At 65.5% G+C, this 18,616-nt stretch carries 18 protein-coding genes and 2 tRNA genes; 17 read left to right on the forward strand and 3 right to left on the reverse strand.

The genetic code is table 11. From position 1 onward, the window contains the following. A tRNA-Arg gene (locus LU493_RS02780) sits at positions 1-77 on the forward strand. A 78-nt stretch (positions 78-155) separates the two neighbouring features. After that, positions 156-232 (forward strand) — tRNA-Arg (locus LU493_RS02785). A gap of 139 nt (positions 233-371) precedes the next feature. On the opposite strand, the gene LU493_RS02790 is transcribed toward LU493_RS02785, so the two are convergent. Next, positions 372-1,367 carry a tRNA dihydrouridine synthase gene (locus LU493_RS02790; protein WP_275286265.1) on the reverse strand — a complete coding sequence of 332 codons (996 nt, stop codon included), beginning with the start codon at positions 1,365-1,367 and terminating at the stop codon, positions 372-374. Positions 1,368-1,524: 157 nt separating this feature from the next. On the opposite strand from LU493_RS02790, the gene LU493_RS02795 reads away from it, so the two are divergent. From LU493_RS02795 to LU493_RS02810, 4 genes are all read left to right on the forward strand, one after another. Beyond that, complete coding sequence (locus LU493_RS02795) at positions 1,525-1,776, forward strand: OadG family protein (protein WP_275286266.1); 252 nt, start codon at positions 1,525-1,527, stop codon at positions 1,774-1,776. Between the two features lie 77 nt (positions 1,777-1,853). Next, a complete protein-coding gene (gene oadA, locus LU493_RS02800; protein WP_275286267.1) occupies positions 1,854-3,665 on the forward strand; it encodes a sodium-extruding oxaloacetate decarboxylase subunit alpha in 1,812 nt (603 codons plus the stop codon). A 10-nt stretch (positions 3,666-3,675) separates the two neighbouring features. After that, positions 3,676-5,001 carry a sodium ion-translocating decarboxylase subunit beta gene (locus LU493_RS02805; RefSeq protein WP_275286268.1) on the forward strand — a complete coding sequence of 442 codons (1,326 nt, stop codon included), beginning with the start codon at positions 3,676-3,678 and terminating at the stop codon, positions 4,999-5,001. 138 nt (positions 5,002-5,139) lie between these two features. Continuing rightward, positions 5,140-6,951, forward strand: a complete 1,812-nt coding sequence (locus LU493_RS02810) for a lysophospholipid acyltransferase family protein (RefSeq protein ID WP_275286269.1) — start codon at positions 5,140-5,142, stop codon at positions 6,949-6,951. Here the strand turns inward: LU493_RS02810 and LU493_RS02815 are convergent. Continuing rightward, on the reverse strand, positions 6,902-7,525 hold the full coding sequence (locus LU493_RS02815; protein WP_275286270.1) for an IMPACT family protein: 624 nt from the start codon (positions 7,523-7,525) through the stop codon (positions 6,902-6,904). The two genes, LU493_RS02810 and LU493_RS02815, sit on opposite strands and share 50 nt — an antisense overlap. Then, the gene (lexA, locus tag LU493_RS02820; RefSeq protein WP_275286271.1) at positions 7,525-7,995 is read right to left on the reverse strand and encodes a transcriptional repressor LexA; all 471 of its coding nucleotides are present in this window, start codon (positions 7,993-7,995) and stop codon (positions 7,525-7,527) included. The genes LU493_RS02815 and lexA overlap by 1 nt, the downstream gene beginning before the upstream one ends. On the opposite strand from lexA, the gene LU493_RS02825 reads away from it, so the two are divergent. From LU493_RS02825 to smc, 11 genes are read left to right on the forward strand one after another with little or no spacing between them, the layout of a single operon-like run. Continuing rightward, positions 7,994-8,236: a hypothetical protein gene (locus LU493_RS02825; protein WP_275286272.1), complete on the forward strand. Its 243-nt coding sequence runs from the start codon at positions 7,994-7,996 to the stop codon at positions 8,234-8,236. The two genes, lexA and LU493_RS02825, sit on opposite strands and share 2 nt — an antisense overlap. Beyond that, positions 8,199-8,843, forward strand: coding sequence for a cytochrome c biogenesis heme-transporting ATPase CcmA (gene ccmA / locus LU493_RS02830; protein WP_275286273.1), 645 nt, complete (start codon positions 8,199-8,201; stop codon positions 8,841-8,843). Before LU493_RS02825 ends, ccmA begins: the two co-directional genes overlap by 38 nt. Next, positions 8,830-9,567 (forward strand): heme exporter protein CcmB, encoded by a 738-nt coding sequence (gene ccmB, locus LU493_RS02835; RefSeq protein WP_275286274.1) that lies wholly within the window; start codon positions 8,830-8,832, stop codon positions 9,565-9,567. Before ccmA ends, ccmB begins: the two co-directional genes overlap by 14 nt. A 15-nt stretch (positions 9,568-9,582) precedes the next feature. Next, positions 9,583-10,323, forward strand: a complete 741-nt coding sequence (locus tag LU493_RS02840) for a heme ABC transporter permease (RefSeq protein WP_275286275.1) — start codon at positions 9,583-9,585, stop codon at positions 10,321-10,323. Further along, entirely contained in the window at positions 10,323-10,523 is a 201-nt protein-coding gene (gene ccmD, locus LU493_RS02845; RefSeq protein WP_275286276.1) for a heme exporter protein CcmD, read from the forward strand. Before LU493_RS02840 ends, ccmD begins: the two co-directional genes overlap by 1 nt. Next, positions 10,520-11,023, forward strand: coding sequence for a cytochrome c maturation protein CcmE (ccmE, locus tag LU493_RS02850; protein ID WP_275286277.1), 504 nt, complete (start codon positions 10,520-10,522; stop codon positions 11,021-11,023). The genes ccmD and ccmE overlap by 4 nt, the downstream gene beginning before the upstream one ends. A gap of 12 nt (positions 11,024-11,035) precedes the next feature. Next, positions 11,036-13,039 (forward strand): heme lyase CcmF/NrfE family subunit, encoded by a 2,004-nt coding sequence (locus LU493_RS02855; protein ID WP_275286278.1) that lies wholly within the window; start codon positions 11,036-11,038, stop codon positions 13,037-13,039. Further along, a complete protein-coding gene (locus LU493_RS02860; protein WP_275286279.1) occupies positions 13,036-13,566 on the forward strand; it encodes a DsbE family thiol:disulfide interchange protein in 531 nt (176 codons plus the stop codon). Before LU493_RS02855 ends, LU493_RS02860 begins: the two co-directional genes overlap by 4 nt. Continuing rightward, positions 13,554-14,051 carry a cytochrome c-type biogenesis protein gene (locus LU493_RS02865; RefSeq protein WP_275286280.1) on the forward strand — a complete coding sequence of 166 codons (498 nt, stop codon included), beginning with the start codon at positions 13,554-13,556 and terminating at the stop codon, positions 14,049-14,051. The genes LU493_RS02860 and LU493_RS02865 overlap by 13 nt, the downstream gene beginning before the upstream one ends. After that, complete coding sequence (gene ccmI / locus LU493_RS02870) at positions 14,048-14,998, forward strand: c-type cytochrome biogenesis protein CcmI (RefSeq protein ID WP_275286281.1); 951 nt, start codon at positions 14,048-14,050, stop codon at positions 14,996-14,998. The genes LU493_RS02865 and ccmI overlap by 4 nt, the downstream gene beginning before the upstream one ends. A gap of 3 nt (positions 14,999-15,001) precedes the next feature. Then, entirely contained in the window at positions 15,002-18,496 is a 3,495-nt protein-coding gene (gene smc, locus LU493_RS02875) for a chromosome segregation protein SMC (RefSeq protein ID WP_275286282.1), read from the forward strand. The last annotated feature ends 120 nt before the right edge of the window (positions 18,497-18,616 follow it).

Genomic DNA, 18,616 nt, shown 5'->3' on the forward strand with positions numbered 1-18,616 from the left:
GCGCCCGTAGCTCAGCTGGATAGAGTACCTGACTACGAATCAGGCGGTCGGAGGTTCGAATCCTCCCGGGCGCGCCATTTCCTCCAGACGAGTCCTCACTTGTCGAGCCTAGGAGGATTCACTGTCAAATTCAACGAGTCGCATCGTTGTGCAAAGCGCCCGTAGCTCAGCTGGATAGAGTACCTGACTACGAATCAGGCGGTCGGAGGTTCGAATCCTCCCGGGCGCGCCAGATTTCGACCCGTCCTCCACAAGAGGGCGGGTCTTTCGTTTTGGCAGGCTTGCCACTAGCTGGACCCGTTCATTCCTGAACAGGGCGTGGTCCTGCGATCGTTCGAGGCGCCGTCGCGATGCGACGAGCGCCTCTTTTTTTATCCGAAGTTCTCCCTCGAGCCCCCTGGCGTTCGAGTGGCAATCGCCACTGCCTCGATCTTGTCCGTCGATGCCACCAATCCTGCCAGAAAGTCGTCCAGTTCGGTGATGCGACGCAGTGCCTGGAAACAGCGTGCCGCCTCGGGGTCCCGTCCACGCATGTGGTTCATCCACTGCTTTAGTCGAGCCACCACCGTCTTGGATGGAAGTATGCTACGCTGCATTGCAGCATAATCGAGCAGCAGGCTGGCCTTGTCGGCCCATGAGGTCGGGGGAAGGTGTTCGCCGGTGCCCTGCCAATGGCGGATGCGGGGTGCCAGCCCGGGGTCGGCCAGGGCGCCGCGACCGAGCATGACATCGGGACAGCCGGAGAGGGTCCGGGCCTTCCAGTAACCCTCGAGGGTCCAGATGTCGCCGTTCGCTACCACCGGGATCGACAGTCGATGGCGGATGCGGCCGATCCACTCCCAGTGTGCCGGTGGGCGATAGCCCTCGTTGCGGGTACGAGCGTGGACCACGAGTTGTCGTGCGCCGCCGTCCTCGGCGGCCCGGGCGCAGTCCAGTGCCAGTCGACGATCGGCGAACCCCAGCCGGATCTTGGCCGTCACCGGGAGGATGTCGCCCACGGCATCGTGCACGGCGGCGACGGCAGCGCGCAGGCGCCAGGGGGCGCGCAACATGGAAGCGCCCCCGTCGTGCCGGTTGACCAGCTTGGCGGGGCAGCCGAAGTTGAGATCGAGGCTCGTCGCGCCGAGCGACAGCGCCTGGTGCGCGTTGGCGGCCAGGGCAGCGGGGTCCGAGCCCAGCAATTGCAGGTGTACCGGAGCGCCGCCGGGCGTGAAGGGGGGTCCGCTGGCCAGTTCAGGGCAGTGACGAAGGAAGACGCGTGGCGGCAGGCGAGTGTCGACCACGCGCACGAATTCGGTCACCGTCCAGTCGATGCCGGCGGAGCGGGTCAGCAGGTCGCGTGTCGCGGCATCGATGACCCCTTCCATCGGGGCTAGGCCGATACGACCATTATGTAGTAAATTAACAACGTCGACTTCCACCATGGCGTCATTGTAATCCATCGCGAGGGTGGCAGGTTATAGCCTCAGCATTCATGCGCGTCATCGGCAGGCGGGATGGCGGCGCGAACGAGGAGGAAACCGCATGCAGGATACGCAGTTATTGAGCGAAGGCTTTGCCCTGATGGGGCTCGGCATGGGGTTCGTGTTCGTCTTTCTGACCGTTCTGGTGATCACCACGACCCTGATGTCTCGGGTTATCGGGCGCTATTTCCCGGAACCGGCGCCGGCGAATCCCCCTTCGGCCTCCGGTCGGTCCGCACCGGCCCGGAATGACGACATCATGGCCGCGATCAGCGCCGCCGTTCATCGCCATCGCCGCCGTCATCGCCGCTGAACGAATAACAGGGCCGCTTTCTTCTCGCGTTTCGTTATATGACGACGCATTTCGGTTACAACGATAAGGAAACCCGCATGACTGAGAACGCACGTCCGCTCGGCATCACCGATGTGGTGTTGCGCGATGCCCACCAGTCGCTGTTCGCCACGCGCCTGCGCCTGGATGACATGCTGCCCATTGCCGAGAAGCTCGATCGCGTCGGCTTCTGGTCGTTGGAATCCTGGGGCGGGGCTACCTTCGACGCTTGTATCCGCTACCTCGGTGAAGATCCGTGGGAGCGGATACGGGCGTTGAAAGAGGCCATGCCCAATACGCCCCAGCAGATGCTGCTGCGGGGCCAGAACCTGCTCGGCTATCGTCACTACGCCGACGATGTGGTCGATCGTTTTGTCGAACGGGCCAGGACCAATGGTGTCGATGTCTTCCGCGTCTTCGATGCCATGAACGACCCTCGCAATCTGAAGCGTGCCATCCGCGCGGTGCGCGCCAACGAGGGGCATGCCCAGGGCACCATTTCCTATACCGTGAGCCCGGTTCACACCATGGAGAGCTGGGTGGAGCTGGCGCGTTCCATCGCCGACATGGGCGCCGATTCCTTGGCGATCAAGGACATGGCCGGCCTGCTCACGCCCTACGACGCCTACGAGCTGGTGTCGCGCCTGAAACAGGCGCTGGACATTCCCATCCACTTGCACTGTCACGCCACCACCGGCATGTCCACGGCCACTGCGCTCAAGGCAGTGGAGGCGGGGGTCGACAATGTCGATACCGCCATTTCCTCGATGTCGACGACCTACGGCCACAGCCCGACCGAGTCGCTGGTGGCCATCCTCAAGGGCACCGAGCGCGACACCGGGCTCGACCTCGAACAACTCGAGGACATCGCCGGCTATTTCCGCGAGGTGCGCAAGAAGTACGCCGCCTTCGAGGGGGCGCTCAAGGGCATCGACTCGCGGATTCTGGTGGCGCAGGTGCCGGGCGGCATGCTCACCAACATGGAGAGCCAGCTCAAGGAGCAGGGCGCCGGCGACAAGCTCGATGACGTCCTGACCGAGATTCCCCGGGTGCGCGAGGATCTGGGCTACATCCCCCTGGTGACCCCTACCTCGCAGATCGTCGGTACCCAGGCGGTGATGAACGTGATGATGGGCGAACGCTACAAGTCCATCTCCAAGGAAGTACAGGCCTTGCTCAAGGGTGAGTACGGTGCGGCGCCCGCCGCCTTCAATCAGGAACTCCAGACACGAGTCCTCGACGGCGCGCAACCCATCACCGAACGTCCGGCGGATCGTCTGTCACCCGAGATGGAGCGTCTGTCCGAGGAGCTGACGAACAAGGCCGCCGAGGACAATATCCGGCTGGCCGAGGGCGAGCGGCATATCGATGATGTGCTCACCTATGCGCTCTTCCCGCAGATCGGCCTGAAGTTCCTCGCCAACCGCGATGATCCCGGTGCCTTCGAGCCGGCACCTCAGGTACCCGATACCGGCAGTGCCCAGGCCAATCCGCCAGCGAAGGTCCCGGCGGCGACGGCCGAGCCGGCTGGCCCCGAGACCTATACCGTCAAGGTCAACGGCAAGGCCTATGTGGTCGAGGTCGCCGAGGGTGGCGAGATCGATCGGGTGCAGGAGCAGGACGCGAGCTCCCAGGCGCCGTCGGCACCGGCCGCTTCCTCGGGCGAGGCCATCACGGCGCCGCTGGCGGGCAATATCTTCAAGGTCAACGTCAAGCCGGGCGACAGTGTCGCCGAGGGTGATGTGGTGATCATCCTCGAGGCCATGAAGATGGAAACCGAGGTACGGGCCGCCGGTTCCGGTACCGTGTCGGAGGTCAAGGTCAGTGAAGGTGACAGCGTGGCGGTGGGTGACGAGCTGATCGTTCTCTAAGGATGGTTTCATGACAGACAAACTATTGACCCTGTGGCATGGCTCGGGGCTCTACAACCTGGACTGGGGCCAGGGGGTGATGATTCTGGTGGGGCTGGGGCTGCTCTACCTGGCGATCAACAAGAAGTTCGAGCCGTTGTTGCTGGTGCCGATCGGCTTCGGCGGCATCCTGGCCAACATCCCCGAAGCGGGATTGGCCCTGTCGGCCGCCGAGCAGGCCGCCCATCAGGCCGGGCCCCAGGTGCTCGAACGCCTGGCGTCGGCGCTCGAGACAACCCTGGACCCGGCTGCGGGTATCGAGGGCGCGCGTCATCTCGTGACGGAAGCGCTGCACGGCGACACCTCCCCGGCACTGGTGCGAGCCGCCAATGATGTGGCCGCCGATGCCGGCTATGCCCCCGGCATGCTGTACCAGTTCTACAGCGTGGCCATTGCCTCCGGCGTGGCGCCGTTGGTGATCTTCATGGGGGTCGGCGCCATGACCGATTTCGGTCCGCTGCTGGCCAATCCGCGCACCCTGTTCCTGGGGGCCGCCGCCCAGTTCGGCATCTTTGCCACCCTGCTCGGCGCGGTGGGCCTCTCGGCGATGGGCGTGATGGACTTCTCGCTCAAGCAGGCCGCCGCCATCGGTATCATCGGCGGTGCCGACGGGCCGACCTCGATCTATGTCTCGAGCCTGCTGGCGCCGGAGTTGCTGGGGGCCATTGCCGTGGCGTCCTATTCCTACATGGCCCTGGTCCCGCTGATCCAGCCGCCGATCATGCGCACGCTGACCTCGACCCGGGAGCGCGAGATCGCCATGACCCAGCTGCGGCCGGTGTCCAAGCTGGAGAAGATCGTCTTCCCGCTGGCACTGCTGGTCCTGGTCGTGCTCTTCCTGCCGGATGCCGCGCCCCTTCTGGGGATGTTCTGCTTCGGCAACCTGATGCGCGAGTGCGGCGTGGTGGAGCGGCTTTCCGATACCGCCCAGAATGCCCTGATCAATACCGTGACCATTTTCCTGGGACTTTCGGTGGGCTCCAAGTTGATGGCGGATCGTTTCCTGGCCCTGGAGACCCTGGGCATCCTCGGGCTCGGCATGGTTGCCTTCGCCATCGGCACCGCCTGCGGTATCCTCATGGCCAAGCTGCTCAACGCGGTCAGCAAGCAGTCGATCAACCCGCTGATCGGTTCCGCCGGGGTGTCGGCGGTCCCCATGGCGGCGAGGGTGTCCAACAAGGTGGGGCTGGAGTCCAACCCCCACAACTTCCTGCTGATGCACGCCATGGGGCCCAACGTGGCCGGCGTCATCGGCTCGGCCGTGGCCGCCGGGGTGATGATCAAGTACCTCGGCTGATTCCCTCCATCGGTCCTGATGACGATACGGCGCCCCGATGGGCGCCGTATCGCGTTCCGGGGCCGCCATCGTCCTGTCATCTTCCGCTCCTAGCCTGAGGACATCGGCGCCGTGGCGCCCGACTGGAGCGAGAGTCGGATGATCGATATCGAAGGAGCCCTGCTGGGCAAGTCCCCTCGCATCGCGGCCTGGCCCTCCTGGATGCGGAAGTCCCTGGTCGCCGGCCTGCGCCGGCTGGTGCACGAACGTGACGTCAACGCCTTTCTGACACGATACGGGCGGCTGGGCTGGCTCGAGTTCATCGACCAGGTCTTCGACCATTTTCGGTTCGGCTATACCCTGTCGTCCCGGGATCGGGACAACATTCCCGCCACCGGGCGGGTGGTGATTGTGGCGAACCATCCCCTGGGAGCCCTGGATGGCCTGGCCCTGGTCAAGATGGTCGCCGAACTGCGGTCCGATGTGCGGATCCTGGCCAACGACCTGTTGCTGCAGATCGAGCCGTTGCGCGAGGTGATGCTGCCGGTGGATAACCTGTCCCGGAAGGGCTTTCGCCGCAGCCTGGAGCGCATGATCGGCGCGCTGGAAGAAGACCGTGCGGTGATCGTCTTCCCCGCCGGTGAGGTCTCTCGGGCCGGGCCCGCCGGCGTTCGCGACGGCAAGTGGCTGTCGGGTTTCCTGCATGCGGCGCGGCGCACCAATGCACCGATCCTGCCGGTGCATGTGGGGGGGCGCAATTCCTCGCGCTTCTATAGCCTGTCATCGCTGCATGCCCCGCTGGGAACCCTGATGCTGCCCGGTGAAATGTTTCGCCAGCGCGATCGGCAGATCGCCCTGCGGGTCGGGGGGCTGATCCCCCTGGCACGCTTCGATCGCGACGACCTGACCACGCCGGTCAAGTTGAAGCTGCTGCGCAAGCACGTGTATCGACTGGGGCGTGGCCGCAAGGGGGTGTTCGTCAGCGAGACCGGCATCGCCCGCCCGGAGAATCGCCAGCGTCTGCGCGAGGAACTGCGCGAGGCGCGTCGCCTGGGCGAGACGACGGACGGCAAGCGTATCCTGCTGTTCGACAGTCGGCCCGACTCGGCGGTGATGCGCGAGATCGGCCGCCTGCGCGAGATCACCTTTCGCCGCGTGGGCGAAGGAACCGGCAACAAGCGCGATCTGGACGACTTCGACAGCCACTACCGGCACCTGATCCTGTGGGACGAGCAGGATCTGGAAATCGCCGGCGCCTATCGGCTCGGTAACGTCGGCGAGATTCTCGACCGCCAGGGAACGGCAGGACTGTACAGTTCGACGATCTTCCAGCTCGAACAGGCGCCCTGGGCACAATGGCGCCATGGCCTGGAGCTGGGACGCAGTTTCGTGCAGCCGCGCTACTGGGGGCGTCGCAGCCTGGATTATCTCTGGGTCGGGCTCGGTGCCTATCTGCGCGAGCATCCCGAGGTTCGTTGGCTGTTCGGGCCGGTGACCATTCCCAATCTGATGCCGCCATTGGCCAAGGAACTGCTGGTGGGGTACTACCAGCATTACCATGGCGAGGCCGAGACCTCGATTCGTCCCCGGGCTCCCTTCCGGATGTCACGGGCCGGCCAGCTGGAAGTGGAGCGGTTGCTGGATGGTGGCGATGCCAAGGAAGATTTCCGGCGTCTGCGCCATGCTCTTCAGGCCATGGGCGCTGGTGTGCCGGCCCTCTACAAGCAGTACATCGATGTCGCCGAACCCGGTGGGGCGCGCTTTCTGGCCTTCGGTGTGGACGCTGGCTTCGGCTATTGCACCGACGGACTGGTGGTCGTGGATGTCACGCGCTTGAAGCCCGAGAAGCGTGCACGCTATATCGGCGAGACGGCAGGCGACGATGTCGGGCGGCAGGCGGGTGCCGAACAGGCTTCTACTTCTAGAGGAGGGGGTCGACCAGCGTCATACGTCCTTTTAGCCGGGAATTGAGCGGCTCGAGATCGCGCTCGATATCGCTCGGCCAGCCCAGGGTCAACGTCACGCCATCGGCCTGGTAGTCGGCATGCTCGACGGGAATGTCATGCGCGCCGCACCAGGCGCGAGCCTCGGCCTCGCCGGCGAAGTCAACCTTGAGGTTCAGGGGCGTGCGCTCGATGACCTCGCGCCTGGGCAGGGTATCGAGCGCCTCGCTGACGGCCTGGGCGTAGGCGCGCGCCAGGCCGCCTGTGCCGAGCTTGATGCCGCCGAAATAGCGGATGACCACACAGCCGATTCGCCCGAGCCCGGCGCCTTCCAGCACCTGAAACATGGGGCGGCCGGCGGTGCCGCCGGGCTCGCCGTCGTCGGAGAAGCCGATGGCGTTCTGTTCGCCGGGAGGGCCGGCGATGAAGGCGCTGCAATGGTGGCTGGCATTGGAGTGGGCACGACGGGCCTCGGACAGCAGTGTCTCGAAGGCCATCGCGCCCGGAGTGTGAGCGGTCCAGGTGATGAAGCGGCTGCGCTCGATTTCCAGCTCGGTTTCGTGCCGGGCACCCTCGGCGAGATCGGGAACGGCGTAGCGCATCAGGCGGCCAGGTCCGGCTGGCGCACGACACCCATCACCAGGCCCAGCACCTGGATGTCGCTGTTGCGCAGAAAGATGGGCGCCATCTGTTCGTTGGCCGGTTGCAGGCGCACGCCGGACTTCTCGATGTAGAATTTCTTCAGGGTAACCTCCTGGTCGTTGATCATCACCACGGCCGTTTCGCCGTTCTCGGCGCTTTCGCGACGCTCGATGATAATCACATCCCCATCGAAGATGTTGCAATCGATCATGGAGTCGCCGTTCACCCGGAGGGCGTAGGTGTTGCGCCTGACCATGCGCGAGGGGACTTCGATGCTGCCGGCGTCCAGGCAGGCTTCGATAGGCATGCCCGCCGAGACACGCCCGAGCAGGGGGATCTCCACCAGGTCATCGGCGTCGATGGGCGACCAGGACGAGGCCAGGGACAGGTTGGGCTGACGGAAGAGGTACTGTGCTGTGGGACTTGGCATGGCGCGACGTCTCTCCATTGGCGGTGACTGTCGATTCATACAGTACTTTGCCAGCATAGCAGGCGACATGAATCTGGCAAGGGTGACGGTTCATGCCGATGACAAGCAAAATGGATACAGCTTTTTGTCTATTTTGTATACTGGCGATGAAAACTATTTACGTGTACAGTTTTTAACCAGATTTCCCCGGTTCGGAGACTACCTTGAGCCTGCGCCTGCAAGCCCGGAAGCTGGCCTGTGAGCGGGACGACCGCTGGCTGTTCCGCGATCTCGACCTGGAGATCCGCGGCGGCGAGATCCTGCGTGTCGAAGGACCCAATGGCAGTGGCAAGACGACCCTGCTCAAGATTCTGTCCGGGCAACTGATGGATTACCAGGGGACGCTCTTCTGGCAGGATATGCCGCTGAGACACGCGCGTCAGGATTTCCTCGCCAGCCTGCTGTATCTCGGTCATGCCCCCGGCATCAAGGCGGCCTTGACGCCGCTCGAGAATCTGGCCTGGTACCAGGCCCTGGCCGGCGTGGATGGCGCCGAAGCGCAACGGATGTCGGCCCTGGAGGCGGCAGGGCTTAGGGGCTTCGAAGACCTGCCTGCCGGCCAGCTTTCCGCCGGTCAGCAGCGGCGTGTGGCCCTGGCGCGTCTCGAGTTGACGCCGCGTCCGCTCTGGGTGCTCGACGAGCCCTTCACTGCCATCGACCGTGAGGGCGTCGCCGACCTGGAGGTGCGGCTGGCAGCGCATGTGCGGAATGGCGGTGGCGTGGTGTTGACCACGCATCAGGCACTGGAAGTGTCGGTGCCGATGCGCCGCGTACGCTTGGGCGAGGGGGATGGCCATGTCGTGCCCTGAGGCTCGTTCGGACGTCGTCGGTCGCGGTCGGAAGCGCGAGCGCGACACCGGGATCGGGATTGCCCTGTACGCGACCATGCGGCGGGACCTGTTGCTGCTGCTGAGACGCCCCAGCACGGCACTCAACCCCCTGGCCTTCTTCGCCCTGGTGATCACCTTGTTTCCGATCGGCATCTCGCCGGACCCGGCGCTGCTCTCGGCTATCGCACCGGGCCTGCTGTGGGTGGCGGCGTTGCTCGCTGCCCTGTTGTCGCTGGATGGCCTGTTCCGCAATGACGTCGAGGACGGTACCCTCGAACAGCTGCTGCTGTCGTCTCGTCCCTTGCCGATGCTGGCGCTCGCCAAGGTCGCGGTACACTGGCTGTCGACCGGCCTGCCGCTGGCGTTGATGGCGCCGGTGCTGGGCGTCATGCTGTCGCTACCGCTGGGCAGCTACGGGGTGCTGGCGTTGTCGCTGGCACTGGGGAGCGCCACGCTGAGCCTGATCGGTGCCATCGGCGCGGCCTTGACCGCCGGCCTTCCTCGCGGGGGCGTCCTGCTGTCGCTGCTGGTGTTGCCACTCTATGTGCCGGTGCTGATCTTCGGCGCCGGTGCCGTCCAGGCGGCCATCGCGGGAACCGGCGTGGCGGCGCACCTGGCCCTGCTCGGGGCATTGCTGGCGGTAGCCCTGGTGTTCGCGCCCTGGGCGATCGCGGCGTCGCTGCGTATCAGTCTCAACGGTTGAGGTATCGACACATCAATGTGGGCCTTCATTCACAAGCTCGGTTCCCCGAAAGGGTTCTACGCCTTCAGCGTGCGGTTGTCGCCCTGGTTCTGGGTGGCGGCGACGACACTCATCGGGGGCGGCCTCGTCTGGGGGCTGGCTTTCGCGCCGGCTGATTACCAGCAGGGCGACAGCTTTCGCATCATCTATGTCCATGTGCCGGCGGCCTTCCTCGCGCAATCGATCTTCGTCGTCATGGCCCTGGCCGGGCTGGTATTCATGGTCTGGAGGATCAAGCTGGCCGACATGGCGGCCACGGCGATGGCACCATTGGGCGCCGGCATGACCTTCGTGGCACTGCTGTCCGGTGCCGTATGGGGAGTGCCCACCTGGGGGACCTGGTGGCAGTGGGACGCCCGCCTGACCTCGATGCTGCTCCTGTTCTTCCTGTATATCGGCGTGATCGCCTTGCGGAGTGCCTTCGACGGTCGCGACAGCGGCTCGCGAGCGGCCTCGGTGCTGACCATGGTCGGCGTGATCAATATCCCGATCATCAAGTACTCGGTGGAGTGGTGGTACACCCTGCACCAGCCCGCCACCTTCTCCGTCACCTCGCGCCCGGCGATGCCCACCGAGATGTGGTTGCCGTTGTTGATCATGGTGCTGGGCTTCTATAGCTTCTTCATCGCCGTGACCCTGACGCGGACGCGCAACGAGATTCTGCGTCGCGAGTCCGCCAAGCGCTGGGTACGCGATCTGGTCGGGGAGGGGAACTGATGGCCTTCGATTCGTTCACCGCTTTTCTGGCCATGGGCGGTTACGCGCCCTATGTCTGGCCCGCCTACGGTGCCACCCTGTTGCTGTTGTTCGCCGTGGTACTGCACCTGCGTCTGGAACGCCGGCGGCTGTGGCGGGAGTTGCGCCGCCGTGTTCGGCGAGAGCGTCGACAGGCGCGTGACGGGGAGGTGCCTTCATGAGAGCCAGGCGCAGACAGAAGCTGTTCGTTGTTCTGGGGCTGGTCGCTCTGGTGGCGCTGGCGGTGGGACTGACGCTCTATGCCCTGCGCAGCAATATCAACCTGTTCTTCAGCCCGGTACAGATCGTGGCCGGTGAGGCGCCACTGGAGCGCCAGATTCGCGCCGGCGGCATGGTCAAGGAAGGCTCCGTGACGCGTGACCCGGAAAGCCTGGATGTGACCTTCACTGTCACCGATTACGTCGAGGACGTGAGGGTGCGCTACAGCGGCATCCTGCCCGACCTCTTCCGCGAGGGGCAGGGCGTGGTAGTGGTGGGCCGGTTGCAGCCGGAGGGCTGGGTGCGTGCCGACAAGGTGCTGGCCAAGCACGATGAGAACTACATGCCGCCCGAGGTGGCCGAGGCCCTGGAAGAGGCCGGCTATGCGCCGGAGGACTACCGGGACAAGGCCGCCGAGGTGGGAAAACGGCTGGATGCCGAACGGCGTGCCGGCCAGGAGTGATACGGAGTCGCCATGTTGATCGAGATGATCCCCGAGATTGGCCATTTCGCTCTGGTCATCGCCTTGTTGATGGCGTTGGTGCAGGCGGTGGTGCCGCTGGCCGGCGCGGCGACTCGTCGACCGCTGTGGATGGCCTATGCGCGCCCCATGGCCGCCGGTCAGTGCCTGTTCCTGCTCGTCGCCTACGCCTGCCTGACCGCCAGCTACCTGCTGGATGACTTCAGCGTGGCCACGGTGGCCAACAACTCGAACTCGATGCTGCCCTGGTACTACAAGTTCAGCGCCGTCTGGGGCAACCACGAAGGCTCGGTGCTGCTGTGGAGCCTGATCCTGGGGGTCTGGACCTACGCCGTCTCGCACTTTTCCCGGGAACTGCCTCGGGACATGCTGGCCCGCGTGCTGGGCGTGATGGGCCTGATCAGCACGGGCTTTCTGACCTTCGTGCTGGTGACCTCCAATCCCTTCGCGCGGCTGCTGCCCGATGTGCCGACCGATGGTGCCGACCTGAATCCACTGCTGCAGGACGTCGGCCTGATCATCCATCCTCCGATGCTCTACATGGGGTATGTGGGGTTCTCGGTGGTCTTTTCCTTCGCCATCGCCGCCTTGCTGGGCGGTCGCCTGGACGCCGCCTGGACACGCTGGGCGCGGCCCTGGACCAATGTCGCCTGGGCCTTCCTCACCGTGGGCATCGCGCTGGGCAGCTGGTGGGCCTACTACGAGCTCGGCTGGGGCGGCTGGTGGTTCTGGGATCCGGTGGAGAACGCCTCGCTGCTGCCCTGGCTCGCCGGTACCGCGCTCATCCACTCCCTGGCGGTCACCGAGAAACGCGGTGCCTTCAAGAGCTGGACGGTACTGCTGGCCATCTCGACCTTCTCGCTGTCGTTGTTGGGCACCTTCCTGGTGCGGTCGGGCGTGCTCACCTCGGTGCACGCCTTCGCCAACGATCCATCGCGAGGACTCTTCATCCTGATGCTGCTGGGCATCACTGTGGGCGCCTCCTTGCTGCTGTTCGCGCTGCGTGCCCCCCGGGTCGGCCAGCGCACGGGGTTTACCTGGCTATCCCGGGATGCCCTGCTGCTGATCAACAACATCCTGCTGGTGGTCATGACGGTCACCGTGTTGCTGGGCACCCTCTATCCGCTGCTGCTCGATGCCTTCGAGCTCGGCAAGATCAGCGTGGGACCGCCTTACTTCAATGCCCTGTTCGTGCCGCTGACGGTGATTCTGTGTGTCTTCATGGGGCTGGGGCCGCTCGCGCAATGGAAACGCATGTCCGGGCGCGCGCTCTGGCGACGCACCTGGCTGGCCGGCGGCCTGGCCCTGGTCATCGCCGGGGCGATACCGCTGCTGTACGACGGCGAGTGGAATCTCCGGGTCTCGCTGGGACTGGCGGCGGCGCTGTGGATCGTGCTGCCGATGCTGCGAGGCCTGCTGGACAGGATGCGCCGGGGCGCCACGAAGCGGGCCGCCCTGCGCAAGCTGTCGCTCGCCTACTGGGGCATGCTGCTGGCCCATCTGGGCGTGGCGGTGACCATCGTCGGGGTCAGTGTGGTCGCGAACTATTCCGTCGAACGCAACGTGCGCATGGGGGTCGGCGATACCGTCAGCCTGGCCGGCTATACCTTCACCCTGACCGAGCTGGGCGAGCGCCGCGGGCCCAACTTCGTCGCCGATACGGCGCGACTCGAGGTGCGGCATGGCGAGGATGATCGGCACTTTGTGATGACGCCGGAGAAGCGCCTGTATCTCGCCACCGGCATGCCGATGACCGATGTGGCCCTGCGTCCGGGGCCGTTGCGTGACCTCTACGTGGCCATGGGCGAGGATCTGGGGGAGGGCAGCTGGGCCTTGCGGCTGCAGTACAAGCCGCTGGTGCGCTGGTTGTGGCTGGGTGCCCTGTTGATGGCGGTGGGTGGTCTGCTGGCGGTCGTCGACCGTCGCTATCGCCGTGCGGTCACCGCGCGCGACCCCGAGCGTGCCGTCCCGGCGAGCGTGCGGGAGGCCAGCGCATGAAGCGTCGCCTGCTGCTGTTGCTGCCATTGCTGGGGTTTCTCGTGTTGGGGGGATTCCTGTATCGAGGCCTGTCGATGGACCCGTCGGACCGTGATTCGGCCATGGTGGCTCGGAACTTCCCCGAGTTCGATCTCGCCACCCTGGCCGATCCCGACCGTCGGGTGGACGCCTCGCTGCTCGAGGGTGAGGTGACCCTGGTCAATGTCTGGGGCGAGTGGTGCCCGACCTGCAAGCAGGAAATGCCCCAGTTGCTCGAACTGGCTGAGCGAGGCGTGCGGTTGGTGGGGGTCGACTACAAGGATACCCGAGCCAAGGGGCGCGCTTTTCTCGATGAGTTCGGCAACCCCTTCGAGGTCAATATCTTCGATCCCGAAGGCAGCCTGGGCTTCGATCTCGGCGTCTACGGGGCACCGGAAACCTTCCTGGTCGACGTCGACGGCGTGATCCGGTATCACCACACCGGCTACATCGCCCCCGAAGACGTGTCTCGCGTGATCATGCCGGAGGTGAAGAAATGGCGAGAGTGAGTGTGTGGCTGTTGGTGCTGCTGGCGGCGATGTCGCTGCCGGCCCTGGCGGCCGTCGAAGTACGCCAGTTCGACGATCCGGTCCTGGAACAGCGCTACCGTGATCTCACCGCGACACTGCGCTGTCCCAAGTGCCAGAACCAGGCGATCGACGATTCCAATTCTCCTATCGCCGGCGACATGCGCGAGCGCGTCTACCAACAACTGCAGCAGGGACGCTCGGACAAGGAAATTCTCGACTTCATGGTGCGCCGCTTCGGCGACTATGTGCTTTATAATCCACGCCTCGAGGGACGCACCCTCTTGCTGTGGGGACTGCCCGCGGCCCTGGTGCTGCTGGGCATCGTGCTGGTGATCATGCTGGTGCGTGTGCGCCGCGATGTCGCCGCGCGCGGGCTCAGCGAGGCCGAGCGTACCCGACTCGATGCCCTGGTCCATCGCCAGGGCGCGCATCACGACACCGCTCACCACGAGAGGAACGAATGACCCTGCTCTGGTTCGCCTTCGCCATCCTGCTGTTGCCGGCCTTGTGGTTGCTGATCCTTCCCCTGCGCCGAGCCGAAGGCGTGCGGGCGGCCCAGCATGCCGCCGAGGCGAGTGAGCCCGGTACCGAGCAGAATGTGGCGATCTACCGGCGCCGCCTGGCCTCGCTCGAAGCGGCCCTGGCGCGGGGGGACATCGATGCCGATCGCTTCGAGGAGGATCGCCTGGAACTGGAGCGCGGCCTGCTCGAGGATACCGAGCGCTCGCGTCGCACGCCCTTGAAGTCCGCTGTCTCGGGCCGATTGCTGGTGCCGGTGACGATGATCGCCCTGGTGGCGGCCAGCGTGTTCTGGTATCGCCAGGAAGGGGCTGAGGGCGACCTGGCGCTGCGTGCCGCTCAACAACAGGTCCTGCAGAAGCCCGGTGCGTCGGTGACCGAGCTGGTCGAGGCGCTCGAGATCCAGGCCGCGCGACAACCAGAGAACGCCGATGTCTGGCGTTCGCTGTTTCCGCTCTATCGCGATACCGGACGAGTCGAAGACGCCGATTCGGCCCTGAGCCGACTGATCGAGCTGGAAGGCCGGCGTCCGGCGTTGCTGGCCGAGCTGGCACAGTTGCGTTATTTCGCCGCGGGACGCACCCTTGGCGCGGATGTCCGGTCGTTGGTCGACGAGGTGCTTGCCGAGGCGCCCGACCAGCCCACGATACTGGGCATGCTGGGCATCGATGCCTTCGAGAACGGGAATTATCGGCGGGCCATCGATCATTGGCGACGGGCCATCGCCGGCATGGACGACGGTCGCTCCGCCGACGCCCTGCGCCAGGGCATCGAGACCGCCCAGCGTCGCCTGGCGGCCTCCGGGCAGCCGGCGAGCGACGGGGACCAACGCAATATGCCATCGGGCGTCGATGAATCGCCCGATGCTGCCATCGACAGGGTAGTCGACTAATTCATGCGCCTGACCTCCATCCGCCTGGCCGGCTTCAAGTCCTTCGTCGATCCCGTCAGTGTGCCCTTCGACGGCAACATGACGGCCATCGTCGGGCCCAATGGCTGTGGCAAGTCCAACATCATCGACGCCGTGCGCTGGGTCATGGGGGAGTCCTCGGCCAAGACCCTGCGCGGCGAGTCGATGGCCGACGTCATCTTCAACGGCTCCACCGGCCGAAAACCGGTGGGGCAGGCCTCCATCGAGCTGATGTTCGACAACCGCGACGGTTCCATGGGCGGCCCCTACGCCCAGTACGCCGAGATATCGGTGAAGCGGCAGGTCACCCGGGAAGGACAATCCAGCTACTTCTTCAACGGCCAGAAGTGCCGCCGTCGCGACATCGCTGACCTCTTCCTCGGCACCGGCCTGGGGCCGCGTTCCTACGCCATCATCGGGCAAGGGATGATCTCGCGGCTGATCGAGTCGCGCCCTGAGGAACTGCGCGGCACCCTCGAGGAAGCGGCCGGCATCTCCAAGTACAAGGAGCGCCGCCGCGAAACCGAGAATCGCATGCGTCGCACTCAGGAAAACCTCGAACGCCTGGAGGACATCCGCGAGGAGCTGGACAAGCAACTGGACAAGCTCAAGCGCCAGGCCGACGCAGCACGGCGCTACCAGACCCTCAAGCAGGAAGAGTACCAGCTCAAGGGGGAACTGGCGCTGTTGCGTGGCCGTGCCCTGAAGGCCAGCCAGGACGAGGAGCAGGCCCGGGTCGGCGAGCTCGAGACCGCCGTGGAGCGCGAAGTGCTGGGCCTTCGCCAATGCGAGACGCGACTGGAGGAGGCTCGGGCGGAGCACGATCGGCTGGCATCCGAACTCGAGGGCTATCAGTCGCGCTTCCACGAGACGACCACCGCGATTGCCCGTCTGGAGCAGGATCTCGAGCATACTCGTGCCCGGGATCAGCAACTGGCCCGGGACCTGGACAGCGCCCGTCGCGAGCTGGACGACCTCAAGCGGGTGGGGGAAGACGACGGTGAACGCCTGGCACGGCTCGACGAGCGTCTCGAGACCCTGGGGCCGGAACAGGAAGACGTGGCCGAGCGGCTCGCCGAGCTGGAGGCCGCCCTGGAAGAGGCCGAGCCGCTCGCCGAGGAGGCCGATGCCGCCTGGGAAGCATTCGGTGAGCGCTGGCAGGAGGATAGCCGCGAGGCCGAACGTTCCCAGGATCGCCTGCGCGAGCAGGAGTCGCGGCTCGAGCGTATCGAGGACGATGCACGCAAGCGTCGTCTGCAGCGTGAGGAACTTCCCGACATCGCGGCACTCGAAGCCCAGCGTAGCGAAGTCGCCGAGCGTCTGGCCGAGCTCGAGGAGCAACTGGCGTCCAGCGAGGAAAGACGCGCCGACTGGCAGGAGAGCCGGGATGCCGCCCGCCAGCGGGTTCGCGATGCCGAGGAGGCGCGCGAGCTCGATCGCCAGCGTCGCAGCACCCTGCAGGGGGAGCTGGCCTCTCTCGAGGCCCTGATCCAGGCGGCGCTCGCCGATCACGATGAGCACCTGGCGTCGCACCTGGCCGAGCACGGCCTGGCAGATGCCGCACGGCTCGGGGAGAGGCTCGATGTCACGCCGGGCTGGGAGGACGCGGTCTCCTGGGTGCTGGCTCCCTGGCTCAAGGCTCGTGTGGCGACGCCGGATGATGGTGCCCGAATTCTCGCTCCCGAACTGGCCGCTGAACTGGGCCTGCTGTCGGAAGAGGAACGCACGGCACCGGCCGGCAGCCTCGCCGCCGAGGTAAAGGGGGCCGGTGCAGCGGCCCAGTGGCTGGCGACGATTCACTGTGTCGCCTCGCGGGAGGAGGCCTGGGCCGGCCGGTCATCGTTGGCGCCCGGCGACAGCCTGATCACCGCCGATGGCCTCTGGGTGGGCGACGGCTGGGCCCGTCATCGTGGTCAGGAAGAGGGACCGGATGCCCTGCTGGTCAGTCGCCGCCGCGAGGCCGAGGTACGCGAGGAACTGGCGACGGTGGAAGCGCGGCTCGACACCCTGGAGGCGCAGCTCGCCGAAGCCGGCGAAGAGGTCGAACGAGCCGAGGCCGGTCAAGAAGAGGTGCGTATCGAGCAACGCGACCTGGATCAGCAGCGTCAGCAGCTGGCCGTCCAGGACAGCGGGCTGGCCAGCCGTCTCGAGCATCTCCAGGGGCGGGCCGCCGAGCTTGCCGAGGAGGTCGAGGGTCTGGAAGCGTCCGCCGAGGAAACGCGCCTGGCCATCGAGGAGACCCGGGAACACTGGCAGGCCGCCATGGCCCGGCTAGAGGAAGGCGCCGAGAAGCGTGAGCGCCTCGAGCGGGAGCGCCGCGAGGCCCGCGAGCGGCTGACGTCGTTGCGTACTCGGCAGCGTCCCCTCGCCGAGCAGTCCCAGCGCCTGGCGCTGGAGTATCAGCGGCTGACCACCGAGCGTGCGGGATTGGCGGAACAACAGGGGCGCTCCGGCGAGGCTCGCCAGCGCCTCGAGCAACGTTGCACCGAACTGGAAGAGGAACGCGAAGGACTGCATGAACCGGATGAGGAACGCCGTGAACGGCTCGATGAGCTGTTGCACCGCCGGGAGCGCGAGGAACGGGAGCTCAACGAGGCCCGTTCCCGTGCCGCCGCCCTGGTCGAGCGGCTGCGCGAGGATGAACAGGCACGCCAGGGGCATGAGCGTCAGCTCGAGGGCATTCGTGAGCGCCTGCAGGAATCTCGCATGCAGGTTCAGGCCCTGGTGCTCAAGGCCGAGTCCCAGGACGAGCAGCTACGCGAGCTGGGACACGACGTCGATGCCCTGGCCGAGTCGCTGGACCCGAACGCGACCGAATCTGCCTGGCAGACGCGGCTGGAGGAGGTCGGCGAACGCATCCGCCGGCTCGGCGCGATCAACCTCGCGGCCATCGAGGAGTACGACCAGCAGGCCGAGCGGCGTGATTACCTCGAAGCCCAGCATGTGGAGCTCAGCGAGGCACTGGAGACCCTGGATCGGGCGATTCGTCGAATCGACCAGGAAACCCGGACGCGTTTTCGCGATACCTTCGAGCGAGTCAATACGGGTCTGCAGACGCTTTTTCCCAAGATCTTCGGCGGCGGGACCGCATGGTTGACCCTGACCGGCGACGATTTGCTGGAGACCGGTGTGGCCATCATGGCCAGGCCTCCGGGCAAGAAGAACAGCACCATTCATCTCTTGTCCGGGGGCGAAAAGGCGTTGACCGCGTTGGCCATGGTTTTTGCCATCTTCCAGCTCAATCCGGCACCCTTCTGCATGCTGGATGAAGTGGATGCCCCCCTGGATGATGCCAATGTGGGACGCTATGCCAGACTGGTTAAGGAAATGTCGGAGTCGGTCCAGTTCATCTATATCACCCATAACAAGATCGCCATGGAAGCGTCGGAACGACTGATGGGGGTGACCATGCAGGAACCGGGGGTATCGCGTCTGGTCTCGGTGGGTGTCGAGGAGGCGGCAGCCCTTGCCGAGGCCTGACAGGCTTGAACGATAATGGTGAAGGGTTTACAAGGAAGGTAACAATGTTGCATTGCGAGTACGTAAAGGGATTGACGAAGGGCGATTGCGGGGGGCCTTGTCGACACTCGGTGAAAAAAA

This window comes from Halomonas elongata, assembly GCF_029081005.1.
Taxonomy (GTDB): domain Bacteria; phylum Pseudomonadota; class Gammaproteobacteria; order Pseudomonadales; family Halomonadaceae; genus Halomonas; species Halomonas elongata_B.

Coding starts and splice junctions, on each gene's coding strand:
- ccmB (WP_275286274.1), top strand. CDS start 8,830: ATGTCGTGCCCTGAGGCTCGTTCGGACGTCGTCGGTCGCGGTCGGAAG.
- smc (WP_275286282.1), top strand. CDS start 15,002: ATGCGCCTGACCTCCATCCGCCTGGCCGGCTTCAAGTCCTTCGTCGAT.
- ccmI (WP_275286281.1), top strand. CDS start 14,048: ATGACCCTGCTCTGGTTCGCCTTCGCCATCCTGCTGTTGCCGGCCTTG.
- LU493_RS02855 (WP_275286278.1), top strand. CDS start 11,036: ATGTTGATCGAGATGATCCCCGAGATTGGCCATTTCGCTCTGGTCATC.
- LU493_RS02840 (WP_275286275.1), top strand. CDS start 9,583: ATGTGGGCCTTCATTCACAAGCTCGGTTCCCCGAAAGGGTTCTACGCC.
- LU493_RS02795 (WP_275286266.1), top strand. CDS start 1,525: ATGCAGGATACGCAGTTATTGAGCGAAGGCTTTGCCCTGATGGGGCTC.
- ccmE (WP_275286277.1), top strand. CDS start 10,520: ATGAGAGCCAGGCGCAGACAGAAGCTGTTCGTTGTTCTGGGGCTGGTC.
- LU493_RS02805 (WP_275286268.1), top strand. CDS start 3,676: ATGACAGACAAACTATTGACCCTGTGGCATGGCTCGGGGCTCTACAAC.
- LU493_RS02825 (WP_275286272.1), top strand. CDS start 7,994: ATGGCGCGACGTCTCTCCATTGGCGGTGACTGTCGATTCATACAGTAC.
- LU493_RS02810 (WP_275286269.1), top strand. CDS start 5,140: ATGATCGATATCGAAGGAGCCCTGCTGGGCAAGTCCCCTCGCATCGCG.
- LU493_RS02790 (WP_275286265.1), bottom strand. CDS start 1,367: ATGGAAGGGGTCATCGATGCCGCGACACGCGACCTGCTGACCCGCTCC.
- LU493_RS02860 (WP_275286279.1), top strand. CDS start 13,036: ATGAAGCGTCGCCTGCTGCTGTTGCTGCCATTGCTGGGGTTTCTCGTG.
- ccmD (WP_275286276.1), top strand. CDS start 10,323: ATGGCCTTCGATTCGTTCACCGCTTTTCTGGCCATGGGCGGTTACGCG.
- LU493_RS02865 (WP_275286280.1), top strand. CDS start 13,554: ATGGCGAGAGTGAGTGTGTGGCTGTTGGTGCTGCTGGCGGCGATGTCG.
- lexA (WP_275286271.1), bottom strand. CDS start 7,995: ATGCCAAGTCCCACAGCACAGTACCTCTTCCGTCAGCCCAACCTGTCC.
- oadA (WP_275286267.1), top strand. CDS start 1,854: ATGACTGAGAACGCACGTCCGCTCGGCATCACCGATGTGGTGTTGCGC.
- LU493_RS02815 (WP_275286270.1), bottom strand. CDS start 7,525: ATGCGCTACGCCGTTCCCGATCTCGCCGAGGGTGCCCGGCACGAAACC.